This is a genomic window from Streptomyces jumonjinensis, from assembly GCF_009600885.1.
GTDB classification, from domain to species: domain Bacteria; phylum Actinomycetota; class Actinomycetes; order Streptomycetales; family Streptomycetaceae; genus Streptomyces; species Streptomyces jumonjinensis.
Map to the genome: position 1 here is coordinate 1 of NZ_VCLA01000067.1, position 18757 is coordinate 18757.

Annotated in this window: 17 protein-coding genes and 1 pseudogene; 16 read left to right on the forward strand and 2 right to left on the reverse strand. The window is 70.3% G+C overall.

Going from position 1 to position 18757, the window contains the following annotated elements; genetic code table 11:
• The 9 genes from ftsW to FF041_RS08525 form a co-directional block, all read left to right on the forward strand.
• On the forward strand, window positions 1-1195 hold a 1195-nt coding region (ftsW, locus tag FF041_RS08485), incomplete at its 5' end, for a putative lipid II flippase FtsW (RefSeq protein ID WP_153521717.1).
• A 6-nt stretch (window positions 1196-1201) separates the two neighbouring features.
• Window positions 1202-2296: an undecaprenyldiphospho-muramoylpentapeptide beta-N-acetylglucosaminyltransferase gene (murG, locus tag FF041_RS08490; protein WP_323372414.1), complete on the forward strand. Its 1095-nt coding sequence runs from the start codon at window positions 1202-1204 to the stop codon at window positions 2294-2296.
• Window positions 2297-2350: 54 nt separating this feature from the next.
• The gene (locus FF041_RS08495; RefSeq protein WP_323391457.1) at window positions 2351-3157 is read left to right on the forward strand and encodes a cell division protein FtsQ/DivIB; all 807 of its coding nucleotides are present in this window, start codon (window positions 2351-2353) and stop codon (window positions 3155-3157) included.
• Window positions 3158-3433: 276 nt separating this feature from the next.
• Window positions 3434-4630: a cell division protein FtsZ gene (gene ftsZ, locus FF041_RS08500; protein ID WP_323372412.1), complete on the forward strand. Its 1197-nt coding sequence runs from the start codon at window positions 3434-3436 to the stop codon at window positions 4628-4630.
• On the forward strand, window positions 4627-5412 hold the full coding sequence (gene pgeF / locus FF041_RS08505) for a peptidoglycan editing factor PgeF (RefSeq protein WP_323391458.1): 786 nt from the start codon (window positions 4627-4629) through the stop codon (window positions 5410-5412). Before ftsZ ends, pgeF begins: the two co-directional genes overlap by 4 nt.
• The gene (locus FF041_RS08510; RefSeq protein ID WP_153521718.1) at window positions 5409-6167 is read left to right on the forward strand and encodes a YggS family pyridoxal phosphate-dependent enzyme; all 759 of its coding nucleotides are present in this window, start codon (window positions 5409-5411) and stop codon (window positions 6165-6167) included. Before pgeF ends, FF041_RS08510 begins: the two co-directional genes overlap by 4 nt.
• A 140-nt stretch (window positions 6168-6307) precedes the next feature.
• Window positions 6308-6925, forward strand: a complete 618-nt coding sequence (locus FF041_RS08515; protein ID WP_153487059.1) for a cell division protein SepF — start codon at window positions 6308-6310, stop codon at window positions 6923-6925.
• A 70-nt stretch (window positions 6926-6995) separates the two neighbouring features.
• Window positions 6996-7286 (forward strand): YggT family protein, encoded by a 291-nt coding sequence (locus FF041_RS08520; RefSeq protein ID WP_153487058.1) that lies wholly within the window; start codon window positions 6996-6998, stop codon window positions 7284-7286.
• A gap of 64 nt (window positions 7287-7350) precedes the next feature.
• Window positions 7351-8475 carry a DivIVA domain-containing protein gene (locus FF041_RS08525; RefSeq protein WP_153487057.1) on the forward strand — a complete coding sequence of 375 codons (1125 nt, stop codon included), beginning with the start codon at window positions 7351-7353 and terminating at the stop codon, window positions 8473-8475.
• 170 nt (window positions 8476-8645) lie between these two features.
• On the opposite strand, the pseudogene ileS reads toward FF041_RS08525, so the two are convergent.
• Window positions 8646-11783, reverse strand: a pseudogene (gene ileS / locus FF041_RS08530) (isoleucine--tRNA ligase).
• 571 nt (window positions 11784-12354) lie between these two features.
• Window positions 12355-12822, reverse strand: a complete 468-nt coding sequence (locus tag FF041_RS38860) for a hypothetical protein (RefSeq protein WP_323391459.1) — start codon at window positions 12820-12822, stop codon at window positions 12355-12357.
• Between FF041_RS38860 and FF041_RS40290 the strand changes: the two genes are divergently transcribed.
• The 7 genes from FF041_RS40290 (at window position 12815) to FF041_RS08565 (ending at window position 18568) form a co-directional block, all read left to right on the forward strand.
• Complete coding sequence (locus FF041_RS40290) at window positions 12815-13246, forward strand: TraR/DksA family transcriptional regulator (protein WP_323372409.1); 432 nt, start codon at window positions 12815-12817, stop codon at window positions 13244-13246. The genes FF041_RS38860 and FF041_RS40290 overlap by 8 nt on opposite strands.
• A 60-nt stretch (window positions 13247-13306) precedes the next feature.
• On the forward strand, window positions 13307-13873 hold the full coding sequence (gene lspA, locus FF041_RS08540; RefSeq protein ID WP_323372408.1) for a signal peptidase II: 567 nt from the start codon (window positions 13307-13309) through the stop codon (window positions 13871-13873).
• A gap of 38 nt (window positions 13874-13911) precedes the next feature.
• Window positions 13912-14853, forward strand: a complete 942-nt coding sequence (locus tag FF041_RS08545; protein WP_323372407.1) for an RluA family pseudouridine synthase — start codon at window positions 13912-13914, stop codon at window positions 14851-14853.
• Complete coding sequence (locus FF041_RS08550; RefSeq protein WP_153521720.1) at window positions 14850-15374, forward strand: GNAT family N-acetyltransferase; 525 nt, start codon at window positions 14850-14852, stop codon at window positions 15372-15374. The genes FF041_RS08545 and FF041_RS08550 overlap by 4 nt, the downstream gene beginning before the upstream one ends.
• Before the next feature lie 161 nt (window positions 15375-15535).
• Window positions 15536-17122 (forward strand): Na+/H+ antiporter, encoded by a 1587-nt coding sequence (locus FF041_RS08555; protein WP_323391460.1) that lies wholly within the window; start codon window positions 15536-15538, stop codon window positions 17120-17122.
• 37 nt (window positions 17123-17159) lie between these two features.
• The gene (locus tag FF041_RS08560) at window positions 17160-17909 is read left to right on the forward strand and encodes an SDR family NAD(P)-dependent oxidoreductase (protein ID WP_153521721.1); all 750 of its coding nucleotides are present in this window, start codon (window positions 17160-17162) and stop codon (window positions 17907-17909) included.
• A 62-nt stretch (window positions 17910-17971) separates the two neighbouring features.
• Window positions 17972-18568 (forward strand): dienelactone hydrolase family protein, encoded by a 597-nt coding sequence (locus FF041_RS08565; protein ID WP_153521722.1) that lies wholly within the window; start codon window positions 17972-17974, stop codon window positions 18566-18568.
• Window positions 18569-18757: the final 189 nt, after the last annotated feature.

An 18757-nucleotide genomic window follows, 5' to 3' on the forward strand; every position in this document is an offset into this window, starting at 1 on the left:
CTGGGACCGGCCGCTCACCGCCTACTATGTGATCCTCGGCAGCGCTCTGCTGATCACCGTGCTCGGTCTGGTGATGGTCTACTCCGCCTCGATGATCAAGGCGCTGTCGCTCTCCCTCCCGAGCTCGTACTTCTTCCGCAAACAGTTCCTCGCCGCCGTCATCGGCACCGGACTGCTGCTGCTCGCCTCCCGGATCCCCTCCCGGCTGCACCGCGCGCTGGCCTATCCACTGCTGCTGACGACCGTCTTCCTGATGGTGCTGGTGCAGATCCCGGGCATAGGGGAATCCGTCGGCGGCAACCAGAACTGGCTTCAGCTCGGCGCCGGTTTCCAGCTCCAGCCCAGTGAGTTCGGCAAGCTGGCACTGGTCCTCTGGGGCGCCGATCTGCTCGCCCGCAAACAGGACAGGCGGCTGCTCGCCCAGTGGAAGCACATGCTCGTCCCGCTGGTCCCGGTCGCCTTCATGCTGCTGGGTCTGATCATGCTCGGCGGCGACATGGGCACGGCGATCATCCTCACCGCGATCCTCTTCGGGCTGCTGTGGCTCGCCGGAGCGCCCACCCGGCTCTTCGCCGGAGTGCTCTCCATCGCCGCGCTGGTCGGGTTCATGCTCATCAGAACGAGCGAGAACCGGATGTCCCGGCTGATGTGCATCGGCGCCATCGACCTCGGCCCCAAGGGCGAGTGCTGGCAGGCGGTCCATGGAATCTACGCTCTCGCCTCCGGCGGATGGTTCGGTTCCGGACTCGGGGCAAGTGTGGAAAAATGGGGTCAACTCCCTGAGGCGCACACCGATTTCATCTTCGCCATCGCCGGTGAGGAACTGGGGTTGGCGGGGACGCTGTCGGTACTCGCCCTGTTCGCGGCTCTAGGCTATGCGGGTATCCGCGTGGCCGGACGCACGGAGGATCCCTTCGTCAGGTACGCGGCGGGAGGTGTGACCACCTGGATCATGGCCCAGGCCACGGTCAACATCGGTGCGGTGCTCGGCCTGCTGCCGATCGCCGGAGTGCCGCTCCCGCTGTTCTCCTACGGAGGGTCGGCCCTGCTGCCGTCCATGTTCGCTATCGGGCTGCTGATCGCCTTCGCGCGGGAGGATCCCGCCGCGAAGGCGGCCCTGGCCATGCGGAGGCCAGGGGTGAGATGGAAGACGATGAGACGGCGCGTCAAGAAGCGTCCGTCCGGAGAGCGGTGAATTTCGGTGCATGTCGTACTCGCCGGTGGGGGGACCGCCGGCCACATCGAGCCCGCGCTCGCCCTCGCGGACGCCCTGCGGAGGCAGGACCCCACCGTGGGGATCACGGCCCTCGGCACGGAACGCGGACTGGAGACCAGACTCGTCCCCGAACGCGGCTATGAGCTGGCGCTCATCCCCGCCGTTCCGCTGCCACGCAAGCCGACGCCGGAGCTGATCACCGTACCGGGGCGGCTGCGCGGGACCATCAAGGCCGCCGAGCAGATCCTGGAGCGCACCAAGGCGGACTGCGTCGTCGGCTTCGGCGGCTATGTCGCCCTGCCCGGCTATCTCGCCGCCAAACGGCGCGGAGTGCCGATCGTGGTCCACGAGGCCAACGCCCGCCCCGGGCTCGCCAACAAGATCGGATCGCGGTACGCCGCCGGGGTGGCCGTCGCCACGCCCGACAGCAAACTGCGCAACTCCCGCTATATCGGCATTCCGCTGCGCCACTCCATCGCCACCCTGGACCGCGCACGGGTGCGCCCCGAGGCGCGCGAGGCATTCGGTCTGGACCCCCATCTGCCCACCCTGCTGGTCTCCGGCGGATCCCAGGGCGCCCGCCGCCTCAACGAGGTCGTCCAGCAGGCCGCCCCGATCCTCCAGCGCTCCGGCATCCAGATCCTGCACGCGGTCGGCCCGAAGAATGAACTGCCGCATGTGGACAACATGCCCGGAATGCCGCCGTATATCCCGGTACCGTATGTGGACCGGATGGATCTCGCGTACGCCGCGGCCGACATGATGCTCTGCCGCGCGGGCGCGATGACCGTCGCCGAACTCTCCGCCGTGGGGCTCCCCGCCGCGTATGTCCCGCTGCCGATCGGCAACGGCGAACAGCGGCTGAACGCCCAGCCGGTGGTGAAGGCCGGCGGCGGGCTGCTGGTCGACGACGCCGAGCTGACCCCCCAGTGGGTCCAGGGCCATGTCCTTCCGGTGCTGGCCGATCCGCACCGGCTGTACGAGATGTCCCGGGCGGCGGCCGAGTTCGGCCGCAGGGACGCCGACGATCTGCTGGTCGGCATGGTGTACGAGGCGATCGCGGCACGCCGGCAGGCGTGACGCCGTGCGGCCCGGGGGAGACCCCGGGCCCAGCCGGAAGGAGACCGGGAGAGCGTGGCCGGACCCACCACCGCCGAACGCGGTGCGCGCAGACCCTCGCGCCGTCCCAAGGGCGCGTCCGGCCCGCCCTCCGGCGGCCCCGGAGCCCGGCCGAGGCGCCTGCCTGGCCTGCGCGTCCTGCTGATCGGCCTCGCCGCCGCCGCGCTCGCCGCGGGCGTGATCTGGCTGCTGTACGGGTCCGACTGGCTGCGGGTGGAGCGGGTGCGGGTCACCGGCGCCGACGCGCTGACGTCACGGCAGGTGCGCGCGGCGGCCGAGGTGCCGATGGGCGCTCCGGTGGTCTCCGTCGACACGGACCGGATCGAGGCACGGCTGCGTCAACGGCTGCCCCGGATCGACTCGGTCGAGGTATCCCGGTCCTGGCCGCGGGGGGTCACCCTGGAGGTGACCGAACGCCGGGCCGTGCTGATTCTCCGGAAGGGGTCCCGTTTTGTCGAAGTGGACCGTGAAGGCGTCCGTTTCGCTACGGTCGACGAGGCTCCCAAGGACGTTTCCCGACTGGAACTGACCGTGGACGGCGCGGCGAGCCTGCGCAGATTCCCGACCGACCGGCTGGTCGAGGAGGCGGTGCGGGTCAGGGGGCAGCTGCCCGCGAAGGTCGCCGCCGACACCCGTACCGTCGCAGTGCGTTCATACGACTACATCGCTCTGGAGTTGACCGGCGACCGCACGGTGATCTGGGGGAGTCCGGAGGACGGCGAGGCGAAGGCGCGGGCGCTCACGGCGCTCATGAAAGGCGTGCCGAAGGCCCGGCACTTCGATGTGAGCGCCCCCACCGCCCCTGCCGCGTCGATGAGTTGACGGAGAAACGGGCTGGCCAGCCCCCTGGCTGGTCAGCGCAATGCCTGATCACATAGGGTGAAAAGAAAAACGGGAGGTTCGGCGTGTTCGTTGAACGCGCGCCACTTGTCGACTTAGTGTCCTGTTCGGAAGAGTCCAACGAACAGTCACACTGGTAACCCTAAACTTCAACGTTAGGGTTTGGGTCGGCGTTTCGGACCGTCCCATCGGCATCCGTCGTCGCGGCGCGTGAATCGCGTGGTGACGACACGTATTTCGAGGCGAGAGGCCTTCGACGTGGCAGCACCGCAGAACTACCTCGCAGTCATCAAGGTCATCGGTGTCGGCGGCGGTGGTGTCAATGCCATCAACCGAATGATCGAGGTCGGTCTCAAGGGCGTCGAGTTCATCGCCATCAACACCGACGCGCAGGCACTGTTGATGAGCGACGCCGACGTCAAGCTCGACGTCGGCCGGGAACTGACCCGCGGCCTCGGGGCCGGCGCCAATCCGGCCGTCGGCCGCAAGGCCGCCGAGGACCACCGAGAGGAGATCGAGGAGGTCCTCAAGGGGGCCGACATGGTCTTCGTCACCGCCGGAGAAGGCGGCGGCACCGGCACCGGCGGCGCGCCCGTCGTGGCCAACATCGCCCGCTCGCTGGGCGCTCTGACGATCGGCGTGGTCACCCGCCCCTTCACCTTCGAGGGCCGCCGCCGCGCCAACCAGGCAGAGGACGGCATCGCCGAGCTCCGCGAAGAGGTCGACACCCTCATCGTGATTCCCAACGACCGGCTGCTGTCCATCTCGGACCGCCAGGTGAGCGTTCTTGACGCGTTCAAGTCCGCGGACCAGGTGCTGCTCTCCGGCGTCCAGGGCATCACCGACCTGATCACCACGCCCGGTCTGATCAACCTGGACTTCGCCGACGTCAAGTCGGTGATGTCCGAGGCCGGATCGGCGCTCATGGGCATCGGCTCGGCGCGCGGCGACGACCGCGCGGTGGCCGCGGCGGAGATGGCGATCTCCTCGCCGCTCCTGGAAGCGTCCATCGACGGCGCCCGCGGGGTGCTGCTCTCCATCTCCGGCGGCTCCGACCTCGGTCTCTTCGAGATCAATGAGGCGGCCCAGCTGGTGAGCGAGGCCGCGCACCCCGAGGCCAACATCATCTTCGGCGCCGTCATCGACGACGCCCTCGGCGACGAGGTCCGGGTCACCGTCATCGCCGCCGGGTTCGACGGCGGGCAGCCGCCCGCCCGTCGGGACACCGTGCTCGGCTCGTCGGCCAAGCGCGAGGAGCCGCAGTCCGCGCCGGCCCGCACCGAGAGCCCGCGTCCGTCCGGCGGACTGGGCAGTGTGCCGCGCCGCGAGGAGCCCGCGGCCGAGCCCGTCTCCCTCTCGGGCGACCTGGGTCCGTCCGCTCCGCAGGTCCCCCCGGCCCGTCCCTACCCGGACACCTCGGCCGAAGAGCTGGATGTACCGGACTTCCTGAAGTGACCGAGCGGCACGGCGCGATACACGCGAACGGCGCGCACTTCGCCTTCACCGACCGGTGGGGCGGGGTGAGCGCCGTTCCGTACGAGGAGCTGAACCTCGGCGGCGCGGTCGGCGACGACCCCGCAGCCGTACGGGCCAACCGGGCCATCGCCGCCGGGGAACTGGGCCTGGACCCGGACCGGGTCGTCTGGATGAACCAGGTCCACGGCCGGGAGGTCGCCCGGGTCGAGGGACCCTGGGGCGAGGGTTCCGTGCCGTGTGTGGACGGGGTGGTCACCACCCGGCGGGGGCTCGCCCTCGCGGTGCTGACCGCCGACTGCACCCCCGTCCTGCTGGCCGATCCGGTCGCCGGAGTGGTGGCCGCCGCTCACGCGGGCCGTCCCGGAATGGTCGCCGGCATCGTGCCGGCCACCGTCGAGGCGATGACGGCCGCCGGCGCCCGGCCGGAGCGGATCATCGCCCGCACCGGGCCCGCGGTCTGCGGCCGGTGCTATGAAGTCCCCGAGCAGATGCGGGCCGAGGTGGCCTCGGTCGAACCGGCCGCCTGGTCCGAGACCAGCTGGGGCACCCCGGCCGTCGATGTGACCGCCGGAGTCCACGCCCAGCTCGAAGCGCTCGGGGTGCGCGACCGGCAGGCGTCCCCGGTCTGCACACTGGAGTCGCAGGACCACTACTCGTACCGCCGCGACCGCACCACCGGGCGGCTCGCCGGATATGTCTGGCTGGCGCCGCTCTCCGGGGAGCCGGACGCCGCTTCCCCCGCAGAAGAGAGCGCAGCATGACGGACCGCCACGACACCCCGGGCCCGGACGGCGGTCCCCTGGATCGCAGGGCCGAACTCGCGGCGAATCTGGCGACGGTGGAGGAACGTATCGCCTCCGCCTGTGCCGCCGCCGGGCGCGACCGGGACGAGGTGACCCTCATCGTGGTCACCAAGACCTATCCCGCGTCGGATGTCCGGCTGCTGCATGAACTCGGTGTGAGGAATGTCGCCGAGAACCGGGATCAGGACGCGGCTCCCAAAGCGGCGGCTTGTGCGGATCTCGATCTGAGTTGGCATTTTGTCGGTCAGTTGCAGACCAATAAAGTTCGTTCTGTAGCCGGTTATGCCGATGTAGTGCAGTCGATTGACCGCATGAGACTTGTCACGGCGCTCTCCACGGCGGCCGTGCGCGCCGGACGCGAACTCGGCTGTCTGATTCAGGTGGCGCTCGACGCCGACGCCGGCGCACGCGGGGAGCGCGGCGGGGTCGCGCCCGACGGAATCGAGCAACTGGCCGCCGCCGTCGAATCGGCGCCGGGCCTGAGGCTCGGCGGTCTGATGACCGTGGCACCACTGGCCGGGCCGTACGCCGGCCGCCAACGCGCGGCGTTCGAGCGGCTGCTGGAATTCTCATCCGGCCTGCGCGTCGGGCATCCTGCTGCGAACATGGTGTCGGCGGGGATGAGCGCGGACCTCGAAGAAGCCGTGGCCGCCGGGGCGACACATGTACGCGTCGGCACTGCGGTACTCGGAGTCCGTCCCCGGCTCGGGTAACGTCGCCAAGAAGTCGGACCACAGCACAAAATATGGTCATCCCGTAGAGAAGCGGGCAGACCCAGTGGATCGCGGGCACTTGGTGACAATGCGACATTCGTGACTAGGGCGATCCACCACAGAGCGGAGGACTCAGAGCAATGGCCGGCGCGATGCGCAAGATGGCGGTCTACCTCGGCCTCGTGGAGGACGATGGATACGACGGCCGGGGTTTCGATCCCGACGACGACTTCGAACCCGAGCCGGAGCCCGAGCGGGACCATCGGCGGCACCAGCCCCCGCACCAGGTGGAACGCGAGGAGCCGGTACGGGCGGTGCAGCCTCCGCCGCAGCGTGAACCGATGTCAATTCCCGCTTCGCTACCCGCAGAAAACGGGCGTCCGGCACGAATCGCCCCCGTGGCATCCATCACACCTGAACGTCCGAGCCTGGAGAAGAACGCACCGGTGATCATGCCCAAGGTCGTGTCCGAGCGGGAGCCTTACCGCATCACCACTCTGCACCCTCGGACGTACAACGAAGCCCGTACCATCGGGGAACACTTCCGCGAGGGGACCCCGGTGATCATGAATCTCACCGAGATGGACGACACCGACGCAAAGCGACTTGTCGACTTTGCCGCGGGACTTGTCTTCGGTCTCCATGGCAGCATTGAACGGGTGACGCAGAAGGTGTTCCTGTTGTCGCCTGCTAACGTCGATGTCACGGCGGAGGACAAGGCCCGTATCGCAGAGGGCGGTTTCTTCAACCAGAGCTAGCAGCACCACACCGGGACGACCCGGCCCACCGGCCGGAACACGGAATGCACAGGGGAGAGGGAAACGCGGAATGGGCGTCGCACTGCAGGTGGTCTACATCGCGCTGATGTGCTTCCTGGTCGTGCTGATTTTCCGACTGGTCATGGAGTACGTCTTCCAGTTCGCCCGTTCATGGCAACCCGGTAAGGCGATGGTGGTCGTCCTTGAGGCCACCTACACTGTCACCGATCCACCACTCAAGCTCCTTCGGCGGCTCATCCCGCCGTTGCGTCTCGGGGGCGTGGCACTCGACCTGTCCTTCTTCGTTCTGATGATCATCGTCTACATCCTGCTCAATATCGTGGGTCGCTTCGCGACATGAGGGGGATAGATGTGGACGATACGGTCTTGCCGACTGCCGACGACTACGTAGAGGTGAAGAAGAGATGCCGCTGACCCCTGAGGACGTGCGGAACAAGCAGTTCACGACCGTCCGCCTTCGAGAAGGCTATGACGAGGACGAGGTCGATGCCTTCCTCGACGAGGTCGAATCCGAACTGACCCGCCTGCTCCGCGAGAACGAGGACCTGCGCGCCAAGCTGGCCGCCGCGACTCGTGCGGCCGCACAGAACCAGCAGCAGCAGGGCATGCGCAAGCCGCCGGAGCCGCAGGACGGCCGCGGCGGACCGGGAGCCCCGGTACCCGCCGCCATATCAGGACCCCCCGTCCAGCAGCAGCAGCCCCCGCAGATGGGTCCCCCCCAGCTGCCCGGTGGAGCTCCTCAGCTGCCGGCCGGTCCCAGCCACGGCGGCCCGATGGGCGGCCCCGGCGGTCCCATGCAGGGCAACGGTCCCATGCAGGGCAACGGCCCCATGCAGGGCAACCCCATGGGCGGCCCGATGGGCAATCCCATGGGCGGTCATGGCCAGCAGATGCAGCAGCCTGCTCAGGGCCCCGGCGGCGACAGCGCTGCCCGGGTGCTCTCGCTGGCGCAGCAGACCGCTGACCAGGCGATCGCGGAGGCCCGTTCCGAGGCCAACAAGATTGTCGGCGAGGCGCGTTCGCGCGCCGAGGGCCTGGAGCGGGACGCCCGCGCCAAGGCCGACGCCCTGGAGCGGGACGCACAGGAGAAGCACCGTGTCGCGATGGGCTCGCTGGAGTCCGCGCGCGCCACGCTGGAGCGCAAGGTCGAGGATCTGCGCGGCTTCGAGCGCGAGTACCGCACCCGGCTGAAGTCGTACCTGGAGAGCCAGCTCCGTCAGCTGGAGACCCAGGCCGATGACTCGCTGGCTCCGCCGCGCTCTCCGTCCGCCGCTTCGCTGCCGCCGTCCCCGTCGATGGCATCCGCCGGCGCCCCCTCCATGGGGCACTCCATGGGCGGCCCGCCGTCGATGGGACAGCCGATGGGCGGTCCCCCGTCGATGGGCGGAGCCCCTTCGTACGGCGGCCAGCAGCAGATGTCTCCGGCGATGACGCAGCCGATGGCTCCGGTCCGCCCGCAGGCGCCGCAGCCGATGCAGCAGGCGCCGGCACCGATGAGGGGCTTCCTCATCGACGAGGACGACAACTGACATCGGTCACGCGCTGAGCGCGTAGCCGTCGGCAGACAGAGAGGCCGGGCCCGGGACGACAGTCCCGGGCCCGGCCTCTCTGCGTCTCCCGTTCGGATACGTCCTAGGGGGCAAAAAGACAGGGGCCGTGGTCCCGGCTTAGGACCACGGCCCCTGAGGGAGCGGATCGATCAGACCTTACGGAGATGGAAGGTCAGGGAGAGCGACTCATCCGTGAACGCCTCACCGAAGGAGCCGTCCGGGGCCGACTCCGTGAAGGACGTCGCCAGGACCTCGTCCGCGATCAGCGGCGAGTGGGACGTGAGCGCCTCGGTCGTGGAGGCGTCCTGGGAGGCCCACACCACCGCGATCCGGTCCGCCACGTCCAGGCCGCTGTTCTTACGGGCCTCCTGGATCAGCCGGATCGCGTCACGGGCCAGGCCCGCCAGCCGCAGTTCCGGGGTGATGTCCAGATCCAGCGCCACCGTCGCGCCCGCGTCCGACGCCACCGACCAGCCCTCACGCGGAGTCTCCGTGATGATCACCTCATCGGGAGAGAGGGCGACCGTCTCGCCGTCCACCGTCACCGACGCCGTGCCCTCGCGCAGCGCCAGGGAGAGCGCGGCGGCGTCCGCCTCGGCGACCGCCTTCGCCACCGCCTGGACGCCCTTGCCGAAACGCTTGCCCAGCGCGCGGAAGTTCGCCTTCGCGGAGGTGTCGACCAGCGAACCGCCCACCTCCGACAGCGCCGCCACTGAGGAGACGTTGAGCTCCTCGGTGATCTGCGCACGCAGCTCCGGAGAGAGCGCGTCGAAGCCGGTCGCCGCCACCAGCGCACGCGACAGCGGCTGACGCGTCTTCACCCCCGACTCGGCGCGGGTGGCCCGGCCCAGCTCGACGAGCCGGCGCACCAGCGCCATCCGCTGGGAGAGCACCGGGTCGATCGCGTTCAGATCGGCGGCCGGCCAGGTGGAGAGATGCACCGACTCCGGCGCGTCCGGCGTCACCGGAACCACCAGGTCCTGCCAGACCCGCTCGGTGATGAACGGGGTGAGAGGGGCCATCAGCCGGGTGACGGTCTCGATCACATCGTGCAGCGTCCGCAGCGCGGCGGCGTCCCCCTGCCAGAAGCGGCGGCGGGACCGGCGCACATACCAGTTCGACAGATCGTCGACGAACGCCGACAGCAGCTTTCCGGCGCGCTGGGTGTTGTAGGACTCCATCGCCTGGGTGACCTGGTCCACCAGCGCGTTCAGCTCGCTGAGCAGCCAGCGGTCCAGAACGGTGCGCTCGGCCGGAGCCGGGTCGGCCGCGGACGGCGACCAGTTCGACGTACGCGCGTACAGCGCCTGGAAGGCGACCGTGTTCCAGTAGGTCAGCAGGGTCTTGCGCACGACCTCCTGGATGGTGCCGTGTCCCACCCGGCGAGCCGACCACGGTGAGCCGCCGGCCGCCATGAACCAGCGCACCGCGTCCGCGCCGTGCTGGTCCATCAGCGGGATGGGCTGAAGGATGTTCCCGAGGTGCTTGGACATCTTCCGGCCGTCCTCGGCGAGGATATGGCCCAGGCAGACGACGTTTTCATACGAGGACTTGTCGAAGACGAGCGTGCCCACCGCCATCAGCGTGTAGAACCAGCCGCGCGTCTGGTCGATCGCCTCCGAGATGAACTGCGCCGGGTAGCGCTCCTCGAAGAGCTCCTTGTTCTGGTACGGGTAGCCCCACTGCGCGAACGGCATCGAGCCCGAGTCGTACCAGGCGTCGATGACCTCGGGAACCCGGGTCGCCGTCCCCGAGCACTGCGGGCAGGCGAAGGTGACCTCGTCGATGAACGGCCGGTGCGGGTCGAGCGACGACTGGTCCGTGCCCGTGAGCTCGGTCAGCTCCGCCCGCGAGCCCACACAGGTCAGATGGTTCTCCTCGCAGCGCCAGATCGGCAGCGGGGTGCCCCAGTAGCGGTTACGGGAGAGGGCCCAGTCGACGTTGTTGTTCAGCCAGTCGCCGAACCGGCCGTGCTTGACCGAGTCCGGGAACCAGTTGGTGTTCTCGTTCTCCTCGATCAGCCGGTCCTTGACCGCGGTGGTGCGGATGTACCAGGACGGCTGCGCGTAGTAGAGCAGCGCGGTGTGGCAGCGCCAGCAGTGCGGGTAGCTGTGCTCGTACGGGGTGTGCCGGAAGAGCCGGCCGCGCTCCTGGAGGTCCGCGGTGAGCTGTTCGTCCGCCTTCTTGAAGAAGAGGCCGCCGACCAGCGGCACGTCCTCCTCGAAGGTGCCGTCCGGGCGGACCGGGTTCACCACCGGCAGTCCGTACGCGCGGCAGACCTTGAGGTCGTCCTCGCCGAAGGCGGGGGACTGGTGCACCAGACCCGTGCCGTCCTCGGTGGTGACGTACTCCGCGTTCACCACGTAGTGCGCCTCGGCGGGGAACTCGATCAGCTCGAAGGGACGCTGATAGGTCCAGCGCTCCATCTCCGCGCCGGTGAACGACTGCCCCGTGAGCTCCCAGCCCTCGCCGAGGGCCTTCTCGACCAGCTGCTCGGCGACGATGAGCCGCTCCGTGCCGTCCGTGGCCACCACCTAGGTGACGCCGGGGTGCGCGGCCACCGCCGTGTTGGACACCAGTGTCCACGGGGTGGTCGTCCACACCAGCAGCGCCGCCTCGCCCGCCAGCGGGCCCGAGGTCAGCGGGAAGCGGACGAAGACCGAGGGGTCCACCACGGTCTCGTACCCCTGGGCGAGCTCATGGTCGGAGAGCCCGGTGCCACAGCGCGGGCACCAGGGCGCGACGCGGTGGTCCTGGACGAGCAGATCCTTGTTGAAGATCTCCTTCAGCGACCACCAGACGGAGTCGATGTACTCGGGCTTCATGGTCCAGTAGGCGTCGTCCAGATCGACCCAGTAGCCCATGCGGGAGGTCAGCTCGGCGAAGGCGTCGGTGTGGCGGGAGACCGACTCACGGCACTTGGCGTTGAACTCGGCGATGCCGTACGCCTCGATGTCCTTCTTGCCGGAGAAGCCGAGCTCCTTCTCCACGGCCAGCTCGACCGGCAGACCGTGACAGTCCCAGCCGGCCTTACGGGCCACGTGGTAGCCGCGCATGGTGCGGAACCGGGGGAAGACGTCCTTGAAGACGCGGGCCTCGATGTGGTGCGCGCCCGGCATGCCGTTGGCGGTGGGCGGACCCTCGTAGAAGACCCACTCGGGTCGGCCCTCGGACTGGGCGAGGCTCTTGGCGAATACCTTGTTCTCGCGCCAGAAGTCGAGCACGGCGTGCTCCAGCGCGGGCAGATCGACCTGGGCGGGCACCTGTCGGTACTGCGGGGGTGTCATCGAAACTCCTCCGGCGGACTGCGTTCTCTTCCGTCGGAGGGACGAGAGCCCACTGCGCTCCCGCGGTACCACCCTCCTTGGCGGCGCACGGCGCGCACCGCCCCCTCATTGGGGTCGCGACGCCGGCTCTACTCACCTCGCGGTTTTCTTCCGGCGGCTCCGGGGTGATGCTTCACATCGCGCTCGCCCCCGGGCTCGCACCGTCCCCGGGTCGCTCATGGCTGCGTACGACGCTACTCGTCCCCATCCAAGCCTTTCGCTCCGCCCAGTGTAAGGGCCAGGGGCGCGGTGTTCCGACCCGGTTTCCGGGGCCCGGCCCGCGGGCCGGGCCGGGCGGGCCCGCCGGATGCGCTCCATGGCGTGTGCCGGACCGCGCGCACCGGCGTGCGGATGACCCGAATGGCCATATGCGCGTCGACGCGGTCCGCGGCCTGGCCGGGCGCCGGGTTACGGGGCGGGGAGCTGGGCACAACGGATGCAGGTCCGTTTCGCCGGGGCCGTGGCGGCGGCGTGCCCCGTTTGCCGCGGAGCTGGGGTCGATTTATCGTCCCAGCACGATTCGCGTGCAAGGTCACATATGTGAAGGGGCCGCGGCCATGGTGGCGAAGAAGACCGCCGAGAAGGATTCGGCGTCCACGAGATCCACCGCCGCCGGGGCGGCGGACGGGGGCGCGGAGGACACGGCGCCCGTCCGCAAGGCGGCGAAGAAGGCCGCCCCGAGGAAGAGCGCGGCGAAGAAGACGGCGGCGAAGACGGCGCGGAGAACGGCGGAGAAGGCCGAGCCGGAGCCCGCCGCCGGGAGCGCCACGGAACAGGCGCCCATCCGCGCGCCGGCGGATCCGACGCCGGTGAAGCGATCGCCTGCGAAGAAGGCGCAGGTGAAACGGGCGCCGGCGAAGAGAGCCAGGGCCGTGAAGGCGTCGGAGAAGGCCGCGCCCGCGGCCGAGGGGGCGGCCGAGGCCGCGAAGCAGACAGGAGCCAGAACGGTGGGAGCGAAGAAGACCGCGGCTGCCGGCGCCGGCGGTGCGGCGGTGCCCACGGCACGTGCGGCGGCCGGATCGGCGCCGGGTGAGCTGGCCGTACGGCCCGGCGAGGACCCCTGGACCCCCGAGGAGGTCGCCGGGGCCCGTGCCGAACTGGAGAGCGACGCGGCCCGGCTGAAGAGCGAGCTGGCCGCGTCCCGGGCGGCGCTGGCGGGGCTGATGCGGGACTCCGGCGGCGGTTCGGGCGGCGATGACGCCGACACCGGCTCCAAGAACATCACCCGCGAGCACGAGCTCTCCCTCGCCGCCAACGCCCGGGAGATGCTGGAGCAGACCGAGCGGGCGCTGCTCCGGCTCGAAGCGGGCACCTACGGTGTCTGCGAGAACTGCGGCAAGCCCATCGGCAAGGCCCGTATGCAGGCGTTCCCGCGCGCCACGCTCTGTGTGGAGTGCAAACAGAAGCAGGAACGGCGGGGCTGAGTCCCGTACGTGTGTGCCGTACCCTCGTGGTCAGTCAGGCACCTAGGTTGAGGGACTCACGTGGCAGAGGCGGAGCGCACCATCGGTACGCCGGATTCAGCAGGGGCCGAAGAGGCTGCGGCGCCCGCCGAGCAGCCCAGGGGCAGACGGAGAATCGCCGTGCTGCTCTCGGTCGCGGTGGTCGCGTATCTGACCGACCTCGTCACCAAGATGATCGTGGTGGCCAAGCTGGAGCACCACCCGCCCATCGAGATCATCGGCGAGTGGCTGCGGTTCGAGGCGGTACGGAACGCGGGTGCGGCCTTCGGCATCGGCGAGGCCTTCACCGCGATCTTCACCGCCATCGCCGCGGCCGTGATCGTGGTGATCATCCGGCTGGCGCGCAAGCTCTACAGCCTGCCCTGGGCGGTCGCGCTGGGCCTGCTGCTCGGCGGCGCGCTCGGCAATCTCACCGACCGGATCTTCCGTGCTCCCGAGGCGTTCAAGGGCGCGGTCGTCGATTTCATCGCGCCCGCGCACTTCGCGGTCTTCAATCTCGCGGACACCGCGATCGTCTGCGGCGGCGTCCTGATCGTGATCCTCTCCTTCAAGGGTCTGGACCCCGACGGGACCGTCCACAAGGACTGACGGCTCCGGGCCGCCCCCGGGCAAGGCATACTCGACGGGTGAGCACGCTTCCCGAGATCCGCACCCTGCCCGTACCCGACGGCCTTGAAGGCGAGCGCGTCGACGCCGCCATCTCCCGGATGTTCGGGTTCTCCCGCACCAAGGCGGCTGAGCTCGCCTCCGCCGGGAAAGTGCTGGTCGACGGCGCTGCCGTGGGCAAGTCCGAGCGGGTGCACGGGGGTGCGTGGCTGGAGGTCGAGATGCCCCAGGCGCCCGCCCCGGTCCAGATCGTGGCCGAGCCGGTCGAGGGCATGGAGATCGTCCACGACGACGACGACATCGTGGTGATCATGAAGCCGGTGGGCGTGGCCGCGCACCCCAGCCCCGGCTGGACCGGCACCACGGTGATCGGCGGCCTCGCCGCCGCCGGATACCGCATCTCCACCTCCGGCGCCGCCGAGCGCCAGGGGATCGTGCACCGGCTGGACGTGGGCACCTCCGGGCTGATGGTGGTGGCCAAGTCGGAGCGGGCGTACACCCTGCTCAAGCAGCAGTTCCGGGAGCGGACCGTCGACAAGCGCTACCACGCGCTGGTGCAGGGACACCCGGACCCGATGAGCGGCACGATCGACGCCCCCATCGGACGCCACCCCCAGCACGACTACAAGTGGGCCGTGACCGCCGAGGGCAAGCCGTCGGTGACCCACTACGACCTGCTGGAGGCCTTCCGGGCGGCCTCGCTCCTCGACATCAAGCTGGAGACCGGGCGCACCCATCAGATCCGGGTGCACATGGCCGCGCACCGGCATCCCTGTGTGGGCGATCTGACCTATGGCGCGGACCCGACGATGGCCAAGCGGCTCGGGCTGACCCGGCAGTGGCTGCACGCGGTGCGGCTGGGCTTCGAGCACCCCTCGGACGGGCAGTGGGTGGAGTTCGAGAGCACCTACCCCGACGATCTGCGCGCGGCCCTGGAGAAGATCGAGGCGGAGAGCGCATGAGCCCGGGCGGTCCGGACCGGGTCCGGGAGAGCTCGTACGAGAGTGCGGAGCGCTCCTGCCGGGTGCGGATCGCCGGGGACCCCGCCGACCGTGCGGCGTGCTTCGCGGTCCGCGAAGAGGTCTTCGTCGTCGAGCAGCGGGTGCCCGCCGACATCGAGTACGACGCCTTCGACGAGCCGGGCACCGACACCGTGCATCTGCTGGCGGTCGGCGCGGACGGGACGCCCCTGGGCGCGGGACGGCTGCTCCATGGGCCGGCCGCGGCGGCCAGGACCGGCGGGGACGCCTCGGTGGGGGTGCTGGGCCGGCTCGCGGTGACCGCGGCGGCCCGGGGCCTCGGCATCGGCGCGGCGCTGGTCCGGGGGATCGAGGAAGCGGCGCGCGAGCGGGGGCTCGCGGCGGTGGATCTGCACGCCCAGAGCCATGCGCTCGGGTTCTACGAGCGGCTGGGGTACGCGGCGTACGGCGAGGAGTTCTTCGAGGGGAGCACCCCCCACCGGGCGATGCGGCGGGAGCTCTAGGGCCTTTCCGTTCGGCTACTGGGCGGACGCCTCTTCGGACGTGCCGGGCCCGGGGCCGCGAGCGGCGCGAACGGCAAAGTGGCATTTCGGGTAAATGGGACGTATCGCATGGCAGGCTGATGCCCTGATCGTGGAGGCTCATCACCCCCGGAGGGCACCCCGTGGACCAAGTCGCCCTGCTGCTCGTGCTGCTGCTCGGAGCCGTGGTGACCGTACCGCTGGGGGAGCGCTTCGATCTTCCCGCGCCCGTGCTGATGACCCTCATCGGGGCCGGTGTCGCCTTTCTGCCGTTCGCGCCGACCGTCGACATCCCGCCCGAGTTCATTCTGCCGCTGGTGCTGCCGCCCCTGCTGTACGCCGCCGTCCAGCGCACCTCCTGGCGCCAGTTCACCGCCCACGTACGGCCGATTCTGCTGCTCGCCGTCGCCCTGGTCTTCGTGACCACCGCGGCGGTCGCCGCCGTCGCCCAGTTCATCGTCCCCGGGCTGCCACTCGCCGCCGCGGTCGCGCTCGGCGCGCTGGTCGCACCGCCCGACCCGGTCGCCGCCACCGCCGTCGCCGGGCGGCTCGGACTGCCCCGGCGGCTGGTCTCCATCCTGGAGGGCGAAGGACTCTTCAACGACGTCACCGCCATCGTGCTCTACCACATCGCCATCGCCGCCGCCGTCAGCGGAACCTTCTCCTGGCCCGGCGCCGCCGGAGCGCTGGTGCTGTCCGCCGTGGTCGCCGTCGTCGTCGGACTCGCGCTCGGCTGGCTCTCCAACAAACTCATGGGCTTCCTCGGCGACGCCACCCTCCAGGTCGGCCTCTCGCTGATGGTCCCGTTCGTCAGCTATGTGCTCGCCGAGGAGCTGCACGGCTCCGGTGTGCTCGCCGTCCTCACCACCGCGCTCTTCCTCGCCGAGCACACCGCCGACGCGGACGATGTGATGGGACGGCTCGCCGGGACCACCTTCTGGGAGATCATCGACATCCTGGTCACCGGAGTGGCCTTCGGGCTCATCGGACTCGAACTCCACAACGTCTTCGGCACCGAGGACGGCCGGCTGCCCGTGCTGCTCGGCTGGGGCGCGCTGATCACCGCCGTGGTCGTCGGCGTACGGCTGCTCTGGCTGCTGCCCGCCACCTGGCTCGCCAAACAGCTGCACACCCGCCGCGACTACGACGAGGACATCCCCGTCAGCTGGCGGGAGACCGTCGTCATGTGGTGGTCCGGGATGCGCGGGGTGGCCTCCGTCTCCCTCGCCCTCGCCATCCCCCTGACCACGGACCAGGGCGAGCCCTTCCCGGCCCGTGCCGAGATCGTCTTCATCGCCTTCGTGGTGATCCTCAGCACCCTCGTCGTCCAGGGGCTCACCCTCCCCTGGCTGGTACGGCGGCTCGGCGTACGCGCCGACGCCGACGCCGAACGCGAACTGGAGCACAGCCTCGCGGTACGCGCCGCCCGCGCCGCCCGGCACCGGCTCCGGGAGATCGAGGAGGTCGAGGAGCTGCCCGAGGACATCAGCGAACGGCTGCTGCGCGGATCGTACGAGGTGGGGGCCCGGATCAGCCCGGACATCATCGAGGAGGACCGGCGCGAGTGGTACACCCGGCGGATCGAGCGGGGCAGGACCGTACGCCGGATCCAGCGCGAGATGATGTCCGCCGCCCGCCATGAGGTGCTCGCGGCGCGCAGCGAGCCCGGGGCCGACCCCGAGGTGGTCGACCGCGTACTACGGCATCTGGACGTACGCAGCCTGCGCTGACCGCCGCCCGCCGGGTGCTCCTCGTAGGATCCGGACCATGGCGCGCACCGTGGTGATCAGTGGCGGAGGTACCGGGATCGGGTTCGCGGCGGCCGAGGTCTTCGCCGCCGGCGGCGACCGGGTGGTTCTGCTCGGCCGGCGCGAACAGGTGCTCGCACAGGCGGCCGGACGGCTCCCCGGCGCCCGCCACCACGCCGTCGACCTCAGCGAGCCCGCCCAGGTGCGCGGTGCCGCGGAGTCCATCGAACGCGAGTACGGGGCCGTCGACGTTCTCATCCACAGCGCGGGCGGCAACGGAGCGCTGGAGGAGCGGGGGGAGCGTCCGGATCCGCTGGACACTGTCGCCCACGACTGGACGGTCAACTTCCGGCTCAATGTCCTGACCGCCGTGCTGCTCACCGAGGCGCTGCGGGACCATCTGGCCACCCCGGGCGGCCGGGTGCTCTTCCTCAGCTCCATCGCCGCCTACCGGGGGTCGGGCGTGGTGCCGTACGCGGCGTCGAAGGCCGCGCTCCATCCGTACGCGTTCCGGCTCGCCGAGGAACTGGGGCCGCGCGGGGTGACCGTGAACGCGGTGGCGCCGGGGCTGGTGGAGGAGACGGACTTCTTCGGGGGCGTGCCGTATCCCGAGGAACGGCTGCGCTCCCGGATCGCGGAGACCGCGACCGGGCGCATCGGGCACCCCGGGGACATCGCGCAGACCCTGCACTGGCTGGCGTCGTCGGCGGCGGGGCACATCACGGCGCAGGTGATCCAGGTCAACGGCGGCGCGGAACGCGGACGGTAACGGGGGACGGCCCCCGGGTGGGCGCAGCACGTTCTCCAGGTCTTCGAACGTAACCTGATGCCATGCACATCATGCTTTTCCATTCCGCCTACGGTCCCCGTCCCGCCGTTCAGTCCGCCGCCGAGCGTCTGAGGGAGGCGGGCCACGAGGTGTGGACGCCGGATCTCTACGGAGGGGAGACCTTCGACACCGTCGAGGACGGCATGGCCTTCAAGGACGGGATCGGCTCGGACGAACTGCTGAAGCGTGCGGTCCTGGCCGCCGCGCCCTACTCCGAGCGCGGACTGGTGTACGCGGGCTTCTCCCTGGGGGCCTCCATCGCGCAGACCCTGGCGCTCGGCGACGAGAAGGCCCGGGGACTGCTCCTGCTGCACGGCACTTCGGACATCGCCGAGAACGCGTCGGTGGACGAGCTCCCCGTACAGCTGCATGTCGCCGACCCCGACCCGTTCGAGCCGCACGACTGGCTGACCGCCTGGTATCTGGGCATGGGGCGGGCGGGCGCCGATGTCGAGGTCTACCGGTACCCGGGGGCGGGGCATCTCTTCACCGACCCCGGGCTGCCGGACTACGACGCGGAGGCCGCCGACCGGACCTGGCAGACCGCGCTCGGCTTCCTTGACTCGCTGCCCGGCGACGAGGAAGCGCCCACGGCATAGCGTCCACCCCATGGCGCGGCCCGCCCGGCGTCGGGCCCTCGTCGGGGGCCAGCCCCCGAAACCCCCGCGCCTCAAACGCCGGCGAGGCTGAATTTTGCGCCCCCGCTCGCCGCCGGCGGAGCTGGGTCTTGTGTGCGAGCCGCCCTGCCGGGCGCGGGTCCTTGTCGGGGGCCAGCCCCCGAACCCCCG